The organism is Candidatus Auribacterota bacterium, from assembly GCA_026392035.1.
Taxonomy (GTDB): Bacteria; Auribacterota; Tritonobacteria; order UBA1439; family UBA1439; genus JAPLCX01.
This window is the reverse complement of the sequence record JAPLCX010000081.1, coordinates 1-11039: the sequence shown is the minus strand read 5'-3', so window position 1 is coordinate 11039 and position 11039 is coordinate 1. Positions and strand designations below refer to the sequence as shown.

Genomic DNA, 11039 nt, shown 5'->3' with positions numbered 1-11039 from the left:
GCAGTACAAAATCAGGCCAGTGTTGGTAGCCTCACCACAATGAGATCGTTTGTTGTAGGGCATTTTAGGAGGGGGGCGAAGTAATGTTAAACCAAAAATCGCGGTTTTTCCCCAGGAAGTGGCTCTGTGAGGGGAAGAGTACATCTCTTCTAGCCCCCCGCACCCAAACCCACACCCCCCCGACAATGGGGGGAGAGGGAACAGTCATGGGGACATTTCTAATTTGGTAAGAAGGGGACATTTCTATTTTGGCTGGACAGCGGGTCAGATAGCTCTTGCTGCCTCAGCCGCGAATGTATATACTAAACGCGACGCGAGTTTCTTGTGAAACCACGAGCAAAACTCCGCCGAGTCCGCAGTCATCCATGATGGCTGGGTGCTACCGCATGGTATGGTGGTTCGCGGTAGTTGGGTGCACATCTCATGTGCTAGTCAGAAACGGGAGAGTGGATATGACGAAGATAGAGCGCATCAAGGCGCGGCAGATACTTGATTCCAGAGGGAATCCGACGGTCGAAGTAGACCTCGCCCTGGAGAGTGGTGCGGTGGGGAGGGCGTCCGTTCCCTCCGGTGCCTCCACGGGTGAGCATGAGGCCCTTGAGTTGCGCGACGGGAATAAGTCGTGCTACCACGGCAAGGGGGTTATGAAGGCAGTTGAGAACGTGAACGAGCTGATTGCCCCCGAGTTGTGCGGGGCGGATGGAGCTGATCAGGAGGCCGTGGACAGGGCGATGATCGCGCTCGACGGCACGCCCAACAAGAGCCGGCTGGGGTCAAATGCAATTCTCGGGGTGTCGCTTGCCGCCGCGAAGGCGGCAGCCTGCCATTTCGGGGTTTCGCTCTTCAGGTATATCGGGGGCGTTAACGCACGCACCCTCCCCGTGCCGATGATGAACATCGTGAACGGCGGCGGGCACGCGGACAACAACCTGGATCTCCAGGAATTTATGATTGTGCCGCTGGGCGCAAAGAGATTCGCCGAGGGCCTGAGGATGGGCGCTGAGGTGTTCCACACGCTCAAGGGCATCCTTAAAGGCCAGGGGCTTGCGACCGGCGTGGGTGATGAGGGTGGATTCGCCCCCAACCTGCCGAGCAATGAGGAGGCCCTCAAGGCAATTATCGCCGCGATCCAAAAGGCGGGCTATAAGCCGGGACGTGACATTGCGATCGCACTCGATCCCGCGGCAAGCGCCTTTTACCGCGGTGGGAAGTACCGGCTCGCCTCTGAGAACAGGGAGTTCAGCGCGGACGAGATGATCAATTACTATGAACGATGGATCCAGGCCTATCCCATCCGCTCGATCGAGGATGGACTCGCTGAGGACGACTGGGACGGCTGGAAGAAGCTGACCGAGAGACTGGGGAAAAAAATCCAGATCGTGGGCGACGACCTCTTTGTCACTAATCCCGCCCGCTTGAGGCGCGGGATCGAGATGGGGGTCGCAAATTCCATCCTCATCAAACTGAACCAGATCGGAACGCTGAGCGAGACCCTTGAGACGATCGAGATCGCGCACCGGGCGGGTTATACCACCGTGATAAGCCACCGGTCAGGGGAGACTGAGGACACCACCATCGCTGACCTCGCTGTGGCCACCAACGCCGGCCAGATTAAAACTGGCTCGCTGTGCCGCAGCGACCGGGTGGCGAAATACAATCAGCTCCTGCGCATCGAGGAGATGCTGGGCGCGGACGCGGTCTACGGGGGGGGCTTGTGAAGGAGAGGGGGGAGGGTTTCTCCAGGGCGCCATTCTACGTCGCGGCGCTCGTTCTGATTCTGGGGCTCTTCTTCCATTTTTTCCTCATGCCCCTCCTCGCCAAAAAAAATGTCTTCCGCGGGCGCGTGGCGGAACTGAGGAATGAACTCGACGCTGAGCAGGAATTGCATCAGAAGCTCCAGCGCGAGCGGCAACTCCTCGATCAGAACGATCCCGCATACCTTGAGAAGTACGCGCGCGACAACTTTGGCTGGGCGCGTGAGGGAGAGATAGTATACAAGCTGGAAAAGCCGAAGTGAACGCAAGCTTAAGGCGTCGGTCCCGGGGGGTGTTTTCGGCGTCGTAACTGCTCAGGAGCCAGAATTCAGGAGTCAGGAGTTGGAATGAGAACGCCGGCGGCGACATTTGAGGACTTGGGATACGGCGATGTCTCCGAGTTAATGCAGTTATTCGAAGAGGTCAGTAAGCTCCTGGAAGCTTATGCGCGATCCATTCTGGATTCTGGCTCCTGGCTTCTGACTGCCTGAGTAGTTACTCGGCGTCTTCAATGTTTTACCACAGAGCCTGCCCACCGGCAGGCAGGGACACGGAGAAAAGAAGGAGCGCACGGAGAAGGCGAGGCAATTGTTTTACACTGAAATACTGTTTCATTCAATGTCTTCAGTGGTTAAACAAATGCAACCGCGGATTGTTCGGATTAACGCCGATTCTTTAGCGATTTATCCGCGCGTATCCCTGCCTGCCGGCAGGTAGGCGCGCTGATCCGCGGCGAATTCTTTAATCAGCCTGCGCGGGGGATCGACCCGGAGATGGACGCCGAATGCACCCGTGGCCCCGCTGCCGTATGAGGACTCTGGTTTTGTGACGCCCTATGAGTGAATCCCAGCAACAGCATCCCATCGATGAGAAGCTCTACGGCAGCATGACGGACTTCATCCACAGGACTGTCTCGCTCAGGAGGGCATTCGTCCTCTATGGGCGGGACAACGCCATGTGTGCCGAGAACCTGGCACACTGGCGCGCCGCCGCCGCGCTGCTCTTCAAGGACAGGGGCATTATCGAGATCACGATCGCGGGGAACAAGCTGTTCTTCGGGGATAGCCTGCTCGGGGCGGAGTCCCCATTCGTGAGGGAGCTTATCGAAAATCTGCGCCGACTCATCATCAGGCGGATCTCCCTCCAGCGGGTGATCGATGACAGGGAGATCTATCTGCTCTTGGAAATGCTCTCGTCGGAGAGCAGGGCGCTCCTGATCAAGGGGGGGCCTGTGGCGTTCTTGAGAGAGGGCGGGGCGAAAAGTATCTCTGTCGTCGAAAACATCTACCTCAAGCGGGTCGGACAGACCGGAGAGATCGTGCTTGACGAGGGGAAACTCGGCATCGAGGATCTTCATTTCATCAGGCGGCAGTTGAGCAATATAATCACCCTCGCGCGTGGCGGGTTTGAGCTGGGGGAGGAAGAGCGGGGACTCCTCTCGGAAGTTGTCCAGCACCCCACGTTCGTCGGCGAGCTCATCAGGGAAATGACGGATGCCGAGCCGGGCGCCCCTGAGCCTGAGGCGGTGGTCCAGGCCGAGGGGATGTCGGATATATTCGAGATCCTCGCTACCGAGCTGAGGAAGGGAGGGAGATGCTCGCCGATCTTTCTGAGCGACTCCTTTTCCAGCGCGTTGATGGCGATGGATGAGCCTACCCGTCTGGAGGTGCTCTGCGCTCAATTCAAAACGGCCGGACAGTTGCCGCCGATGCTCAGCGAGGAGGTATTTGCCTGCACACCCAACCATGTCGCCAACTTCATCCTCGACATGCACCAGCGCGACGAGCGAGAACCACGAAGAGTGAGCACGCTGCTCAGGCGTCTCGCCCCGTCAGATGAGGCGCTCAAAAGGATCTTCTCACACCTGAAGCCTGCGGCGATTGAGCGGGGTATTGACCGCGTTACGCTCGAGAAATTGACAAAGGAGGTCACCGAACTCTCTGCGCCCGCGAGAGCTCCCTCGCCCGTTCGCAAGGGGGTTCAGTTCACCGGAATGCCCCAGGTCGTTGAGAAGCTTGAAAAGATCAGCCTGCCCCCGGGCGGGCTCAAAGCCTATCTGAATAAAGGCGATGACCGCAGGGAGGAGATTCTCGTGCTCTCCGAACTCCTGGGGGGGGGGACCGTTACGCCAAAGCTCATCCGCACGGCAGCCGCGCGCATCAGGGATCTTGTGAAGAATGATTCCATTGGGGAGGCATGCGGCCTATTCTCCGCATTGTTCACCCCCGCTGCATCAGCGGACAGAGCACTCGCCGACGCCGCTCGCGGGGAGGTCAAAAGCCTTTGCGGTGATGGCGCACTGCATTCAATTCTCTTGGCCCCCCTACCGCTCGACGATCGGGGGCTCCTCATCGCCGGTGTCGTGAAGTCCCTGGCGCCCGGCGATGCCGGTCGGGTGTGGGAACAGCTTGTGAGCAATAGGGATGGGAGAATCCACGATGCGCTCATTGACGCAGGGCGGCGTGAATCTCATGGCGTGGCGGAGCTCGTGCGCCTTCAGATAGCCGGTGGCCGGCCCGATCTCCTCGCCCGCGGGGTGGATATTTTGAGCGCGCTCCCGGCCGAGCTATCCGCCCCGATCCTCATGGATCTCTGCGGCCATCCCGAGCCAGGGGTCAGGCTCAAAGCGGTCACACTCCTGGGGAAGGGAGGAGTCAGGCGGGCGGTGCCGCTGGTGCGTGTGTTGGCGGGTGACCGCGACCGAGAGGTGAGGCATACCGCGATACCGGTTCTCGCGCACCTTGGCGGTGAGGCGGCAGTAGACAGGCTCCTGGAGATTGTGGAAGACTCGAGCAAGCAGTGGGACGTTGAGGATAAGGTGCTCGCCTGCCGTGCGCTCGCAAAATCGGGCGGTGAGCGGGCGGTTCCCATGCTCGCGAAACTGCTGAGGGAGACGCATGGGCGTAGGAGCGCGCGCTCTCTCTACCTGCTCCGCGCCTCCGCGCGTTTTGCCCTGGAGAGCATCGGCGGGCCGCGCGCGCAGGACGCGCTCAGGGAGGATTCGCCTCAGGGCGTTTCGCTCCTGCGGCGGTTCTTCGGGGGAAGGTGTTGATGCACGATCGGGACACACTGAAAGACAAATTACCGGCAGAGCGCCTGGCTGCCCTCGACAGGATCGAACTCATCGTCAAACAGATTGTGACCGCAGGCAGCCAGGTGGCCCTTTACGCGGACGATCACCCGGCAGTGAGAGAGTATGCGGAACGGGCCTACTCGACAATGGGGGAGATTCTCACCGGGAGTGAGTCTTTTACCGTCAGCGCGAGAGAGGGAATGCTGCTGTATGAGAATATTCCGCTCTATCGGCTGAGCGTGTGCGCGAGGAAATTCACCGACCTTTTTGAAGCGAAGAAGATCCACGGTATGGTTGTCAAGCGGGGCCTGCAACTCGATGAACTGTTGAAATTCATCGCGGTGCTGATGGCATCGCCGGAGAAGTTCCAGGGACGTGATGAGATCAACCGTGAACTCATCCGAAGGGGGGTACGGCATATTGAGGTAATGCAGTTATCGAAGGAAGATGAGGAAACGGCGCTCGCCCGTCAGCCGAGGATAGTCTACCAGGACGCGGTGCAGCTCATGCGCCAGGTTGCGCGGTCGATAATGATGGGTCGGGCGATTGCAATGGGAGAGGTTGACAGCCTGATAGGCGAAATATCGAGGATGATCGCGAAGGAGCCCCGAGCCGTACTCGCCCTCACCATGATCAAGGATTATGACGAGCCCACGTTCACTCACTCCGTGAATGTCTGCATCCTTGCGACGGCGCTGGCTTCTCTTTTCATCAAGGATGCGGGGAGACTCAGGCAACTGTGCCAGGCGGCTTTACTACATGACGTTGGAAAGATTCTGATTCCACCGGAGATAATATCTAAAACCACCGGGCTTGATGAGATGGAATGGGCTGTGGTTCGAAGGCATCCAGCAGAGGGGGCGAGAATGCTTGAGGAAACCGGGGGAGTAGGGCCGCTCTCCGCAGTCATTGCGTTTGAACACCACATGAGGTACGACATGAGTGGATACCCACGATCACAGGCGATTCGACGCCCCCATCCGATGAGCCTCCTGGTGCAAATAGTGGACGTGTATGAGGCGCTGACCGCAGAACGCCCCTATCGGATGCCGATTTCACCCGAAGATGCGATGTCAGAAATAGCTTCGGGCGCGGGGACGGTCTTCGAGCCGTCGTTGCTGAAAGAGTTTTTCAGCATGATGGGACTGCTGGCGAGCAGGCCTGAAATCCAATGAGCGTTATCGCCAAGCGGCACCAGCCACCGCACATAAGAATAGTTCCCATTAGTGCAACAATATAGTAAAGAGTGCTTGATGGTGAACGGCGAGGATGCTAACATACTGCCTCTTAGTAGAAGGGCAGCAACGATAGGAAACGGGGTGTGAGGCGGATCTGACTCTGCTCTGAGCGAACTTTGAGATATTCGATTGTCGAGGAGGTGGAGGCATGAGTGTCGTCAATAGACTGGTCAACTCTACCCAGCGCCGGGCCCTGAAGGAGATCATAAGCAGAATCCCGAAATTTTCTCTCAACAACCTCATACGGCTGACCTATCTCGCTGAGTTTTTGACGAAGAACCATGACGACAAAGAAATTATCCGTTATATGCGCTCCACATTCCAGAAAAACCACCCCACGGTCCAGCTCGCCAGGGATGTCATGGGGAGGTTGTCTCCGAACTGCCGAGAACGGCTCGTGAACAACCTGATGCTCAACAACCTGGTGATAGGAAACTCGCTGAGAGAAAATGACCTCTACGAGCAGGAGGGATTTATCCCGCCGTCCCTCCTTGTCATCAGCCCGACGATGCGATGCAATCTGAAATGTTACGGCTGCTACGCGGGTGAGTATGCTCAGGATTTCGGTCTCCCCTTCGAGCTCATTGACCGGGTCATCAGCGAAGCCAAAGAGCTCGGTATCTACTTTATCACTTTCTCCGGCGGAGAGGTCTTTACGCGGAAGGACATATGGGGGATCTATGAGAAGCACCTCGATGTGTATTTCCAGCTCTACACCAATGGGACGCTCATTGACAGGGACGCAGCCAGCAGGCTCGGAGAGCTCGGAAACGTCGCGCCGATGATCAGCGCCGAGGGCATGGAGAAGTGGACGGACGAGCGCCGCGGCCCCGGTGCGTTCAAGAGGATCATGGACGCAATGGACTACCTCGCCGAAGCGGGTGTCCCTTTCGGCGCCTCGTGCACCGAAACGCGCGACAACATCAACGAGATCTGCAGCGATGAATTCGTGGACATGCTCGTGGCGAAGAAGGCGATGATACTCTGGTACTTCCAGTATATCCCCATCGGACGGAAGCCCGCCATGGAGCTGATGCCGACGCCAAGGCAGCGCGACGAGTTGCGCCGCCGCGTCCGGCAGTTGCGGAACAGCAAGCCGATCTTCATCGGCGACTTCTGGAACGACGGCTATTTCGTCGGCGGCTGCATCGCGGGGGGGCGCCAGTACCTGCATATCAATGCTAACGGCGACGTCGAACCGTGCGTCTTCTGCCACTTCGCGGTGGACAACATCAAGGAGAAAAGCCTGCGGGATGTGATCCGATCCGACTTCTTCAAGGCCATCCAATCGAGGCAGCCATATTCAGACAATCTCCTGAGGCCATGCATGATCGTCGACTGCCCTGACGTGCTCGAGGCGGTCGTCCGCGAGTGCGGTGCGCGGCCGACCCATCCCGGCGCGGAGACGATCATCACCGAGCTCAGGGAGCCGCTCAGGAAATATGCAGAGGAGTACGCCCGCTATGCCGACGCGGCATGGGAAAAAGAGTATGTCGCAAAGGGCTTCGTGCGGGGCTATGCGAGCGTCGAGTCATAGCCAGATCGGGCATTCCTCGCGCCGCGGTGACCTGCGGGGTGGCCCTTTATCCGTGAGGAGTTCGCATGGATAGACTCTTGAAACAGATATGTGCCCTGCTCGACAGCGAGGATGTGGAACTGCAGTGCGCCGCGGCACGTGTGCTCGGCGAGCTGAGGCCCAGGAACGGCGAGATCAGGCGCAATCTTGCCAGGCATCTCTCAACCCCCAACCTCACCGTAAAGAACTATATCCTCTCAACCCTCGAGCGGATCCCCGGACCGGAGGCATTGCCATACCTCTTCCCCCTCCTCCGCGAGGGCGGCAAGGTTCAGGAGCGTGCGAGCGGGATAATTGCTTCGACGGGCTCGTCCGCCGTGGCTGAGGCCAAGCGACTTTTCGCCAAGGCCGACCCGGAGCTCAAAAAGCTCCTGGTGAGAATCCTCGGCACCATAGGGACTGAAGACGCATGCCGTTTTCTCGTGGACTGCATCGCGGGCGATGGGCCTGAGCTGAGCAAGGGCATCTGTCTGGCGCTGCGCGAGGCAATAGACAAAATGGCTCGGCACGAGAGGAAGCCCCTCCGCAAAAAGATCGACGTATTCCTCGCATCCCCCAAGGCAGGAGCGAGCCCGGAGAAGATGGCCGCAGGGGTGATACTGCTCGGCTACATCGGCGACCCCTCTACGGTGAGCAGGGTGCTCAGGTACGCACTGCACGATCAACCGGCCCCGGTCAGAGAGCAGGCCCTGATCGCCCTCTCGCGAATGGAGATCCCCCCCAAGGGAAATGCAGCGCTGGCCAGAGAAATCATCCCCATGCTCGAGGGAAGCGATTACTCAAACATCGTGCGGAATGTCCTCACGGTCCTCCAGCGGTTGGAGATCCCCAGGAATCTCGTGCCGCTCCTGGAGGAGAGGTTGAGGAGCCCACATCCTGCCGTGCGGAGCTTCATCCTCTCGCGGATGAGCAAAAATGATTCACGGGACAACGTCAAGCGCCTGCTCGAGCATCTCAACTCCAGCGATTTCGAGGAGCGCCGCGCCGCCCAGGAGGCGCTGGCCGGCCTCCCGCGGGCGTATCCGTACATCATCAAGGAGCTCGAGGTGGCGAAGGACTATGAGGCGGGGATGAGGCTCGTGAGCATCCTCAGGGCGCAGAAGGATCAGGTGGGTCAGGGCGAGGCCCGCCGCCTGTTCGACAGGATGGAGAAGCTATGGGCGTCGGGGGATGAGCGCTATTCGCTCTACGCGGCTGCGCTGAAGGTCATTAATCCCGTCTTTCTCGTCGAGCGGGTCCTCGACCGCGTGAAGCGGCTGAAGGGGACAAAGAAATTCAAAGATGCCGAGGGTCTGTTGCGCCTGATGTCCCACCATTCGCTCCTCACCAATGAGCTCAAGTACGAGCTCGCGGTCGTCGGGCTGTGCAGCAGCCCCCCCGATCTCTCCCCCCTGAGGCGCAAGGATGATGAAGCGCTGAGGCTCATCGCGGATCTCATGCGGGATGCTGACTTCCCGCTGGTCAAACGCCTGAAGGCTGAGAGGGCTCTGGGTCCGCCCGAGCTCTACCATATCGGTTTTCATTTCGCCGAGAAGCTCTTCGAGCAGAGGGAATTCGGCATCGGGCTGCTCAAATATCTGGTGAAGAAGTCGCCCCGCGGCAGGATCGGGATCGCCGCCAGGCAGAAGCTCAAGCTCGTCGGGGTGAATGCCTAAAATTTGGTGGACAGCGATGAGGGGTGAGCTATAATATTCGCCAGCCAAGGGGAAAGCACGGACACTGGTCGGCATGAGCGTCCGTGGTTATCCGTGTGTGTTCTATGGGATATTGGACAGGGCATATTTTGAAAGGAGGCAAGAAAAAGATGAACAGCAGACGGATCATGGTGTTGGCAGCGCTGCTGGCGGTGGCAATTCTTTCTGGCTGTGTCGGCTATTTCCATTTTCACCCGATCAAGAGCACCGAGCAGGAGAAGGTCGTAGAGCCTGGCGCGAAGTTATTTTCCAGCGAGTCCGGGGCGGCGCCTATCACGCCGGTAATTTCTGCGGCGCCTGCTTCAGAAGAATCGCTCATAAAGTAGCCGGTTGTTGAACCTGTCACGCGGCCCCGCGAGGGGCGTGCGATTCACAGGGCGCATTCTCGTGAGTACCACTGCCGCTTCAAAGGTGGGCGGTGTGAACTGCCGAGGTTTTCCAAGCGAGTGTGTCTTCGATGCAGAAGGCACGCTCGCTTTCTGCGCGTGTGGTAGTTCACCCCTCGGAGCGTGATTCACGGAGAGGAGGATCGGAACGTGACCGACATTAAGGTAGGTGACCTGGTGAGCTGGACAAGCAGCGAGAAGACAAGGGTTGGCGTCGTCAAGGTCGCCCACGAAGACGGCTCCTGCACGATCGATTGTACCACCCAGGCGGGGCGCTTCGAGCAGCGGATCAGCGGCGCGAGGCTCCAGCGGATCACCTCCACCACCGAGCCGGAATCGAAAGAAGCGTAGGCGGTTCCGATGAAACGATTGGCGGTGCTGGCGGCAATCGTTCCTCTCCTGTGCGCTCGCGAAGATTTTAGATTTCGCCGCGGATGAACGCGGATAAGCACAAATAAAGCACTAAAAAACGATGTTGGACGCAGATAAACGCAGATTTATTGCAGGAACGCAGAACCGTATTTCATACCTGCGCACATCTGCGAAATCTGCGTTCTACATAAAACAATTGACTCACTTTCTCCGCGTGCTCCTTTTTTCTCCGTACTACAAGTGTGCAAAACTTTTTAATTTGAGAAAGTTTTTCGCTTGGTATTCGTAACTTTCTTTACCGTAGAATGTTGTGTTCAGTGAATTCAGTGTCCCTGCCCGCCGGCAGGCAGGGACAGTGGTAAAAATTGGTTGCGGCCAACGGCCGCGCCGTGCTCCCTGCCCGTCCGGCAGGCGGGTCCGTGGTGAAAACGTTATGGCTGCGTTCCATACGTTCCGGTTCTCAGTTTTCGTATCGTGGTGATTATCAAGATATTGCGGATCCATCCTGTGATTTTTAGTGGAATGTCCAGGTATGACTATCTCCCGAAAACCTGATAATGCAGCATACGCAGAAATGACATACGCAGAAATAAATCTTGACTTTACGCGCCTAACATGCACACTTGATGTGGCAGAGGGCTTATGTTCATCAGGACAAAGAAACGGCGCGGTAAAGTTTATTTGCAGTTAGTGGAAAACAAATGAGTTGGCGGAATAATCAAGTAATTGTGTCGAAAGGAGGTGATGAAACGGCAGCGAAAAACGGAAAGATGATGCGTTTGCTTCTTGGCTTTTAACCAAAGTGTTAAACCCGAAATCGGCGAGTAAGGTTGCAAAAAACATTTTAGCAACCGAAAACAAGCCTCCATCCTTGTAGCAGATGTGATGGAAAGGATCTGTAGTCCGAAAAGGCACGCAGATGGCGTATATACACAGACTGCTCCCT

The 11039-nt window shown here is 57.8% G+C and carries 9 protein-coding genes; 8 read left to right on the top strand and 1 reads right to left on the bottom strand.

Going from position 1 to position 11039, the window contains the following annotated elements; genetic code table 11:
- Positions 1–452: 452 nt before the first annotated feature.
- The 8 genes from eno to NTX71_08505 all read left to right on the top strand — a co-directional run bounded on the left by eno (position 453) and on the right by NTX71_08505 (position 10072).
- Positions 453–1718 carry a phosphopyruvate hydratase gene (gene eno, locus NTX71_08540; protein MCX6339952.1) on the top strand — a complete coding sequence of 422 codons (1266 nt, stop codon included), beginning with the start codon at positions 453–455 and terminating at the stop codon, positions 1716–1718.
- Complete coding sequence (locus NTX71_08535; GenBank protein ID MCX6339951.1) at positions 1715–2017, top strand: septum formation initiator family protein; 303 nt, start codon at positions 1715–1717, stop codon at positions 2015–2017. Before eno ends, NTX71_08535 begins: the two co-directional genes overlap by 4 nt.
- Before the next feature lie 572 nt (positions 2018–2589).
- Positions 2590–4806: a HEAT repeat domain-containing protein gene (locus tag NTX71_08530; GenBank protein MCX6339950.1), complete on the top strand. Its 2217-nt coding sequence runs from the start codon at positions 2590–2592 to the stop codon at positions 4804–4806.
- Positions 4806–6002 (top strand): HD domain-containing protein, encoded by a 1197-nt coding sequence (locus NTX71_08525; GenBank protein ID MCX6339949.1) that lies wholly within the window; start codon positions 4806–4808, stop codon positions 6000–6002. The genes NTX71_08530 and NTX71_08525 overlap by 1 nt, the downstream gene beginning before the upstream one ends.
- A 211-nt stretch (positions 6003–6213) precedes the next feature.
- The gene (locus tag NTX71_08520) at positions 6214–7602 is read left to right on the top strand and encodes a radical SAM protein (protein ID MCX6339948.1); all 1389 of its coding nucleotides are present in this window, start codon (positions 6214–6216) and stop codon (positions 7600–7602) included.
- 65 nt (positions 7603–7667) lie between these two features.
- Positions 7668–9296, top strand: coding sequence for a hypothetical protein (locus NTX71_08515; protein ID MCX6339947.1), 1629 nt, complete (start codon positions 7668–7670; stop codon positions 9294–9296).
- A gap of 149 nt (positions 9297–9445) precedes the next feature.
- The gene (locus NTX71_08510; GenBank protein MCX6339946.1) at positions 9446–9661 is read left to right on the top strand and encodes a hypothetical protein; all 216 of its coding nucleotides are present in this window, start codon (positions 9446–9448) and stop codon (positions 9659–9661) included.
- 210 nt (positions 9662–9871) lie between these two features.
- Positions 9872–10072: a hypothetical protein gene (locus NTX71_08505; protein ID MCX6339945.1), complete on the top strand. Its 201-nt coding sequence runs from the start codon at positions 9872–9874 to the stop codon at positions 10070–10072.
- Positions 10073–10780: 708 nt separating this feature from the next.
- Here NTX71_08505 and NTX71_08500 read toward each other — a convergent pair.
- A partial coding sequence (locus tag NTX71_08500; protein ID MCX6339944.1) for a hypothetical protein occupies positions 10781–11039 on the bottom strand: 259 nt, incomplete at its 5' end.

What these genes read in the sequence shown, in the direction of transcription:
- eno (MCX6339952.1), top strand. Translation starts at nt 453, where the DNA reads ATGACGAAGATAGAGCGCATCAAGGCGCGGCAGATACTTGATTCCAGA.
- NTX71_08530 (MCX6339950.1), top strand. Translation starts at nt 2,590, where the DNA reads ATGAGTGAATCCCAGCAACAGCATCCCATCGATGAGAAGCTCTACGGC.
- NTX71_08525 (MCX6339949.1), top strand. Translation starts at nt 4,806, where the DNA reads ATGCACGATCGGGACACACTGAAAGACAAATTACCGGCAGAGCGCCTG.
- NTX71_08520 (MCX6339948.1), top strand. Translation starts at nt 6,214, where the DNA reads ATGAGTGTCGTCAATAGACTGGTCAACTCTACCCAGCGCCGGGCCCTG.
- NTX71_08515 (MCX6339947.1), top strand. Translation starts at nt 7,668, where the DNA reads ATGGATAGACTCTTGAAACAGATATGTGCCCTGCTCGACAGCGAGGAT.
- NTX71_08510 (MCX6339946.1), top strand. Translation starts at nt 9,446, where the DNA reads ATGAACAGCAGACGGATCATGGTGTTGGCAGCGCTGCTGGCGGTGGCA.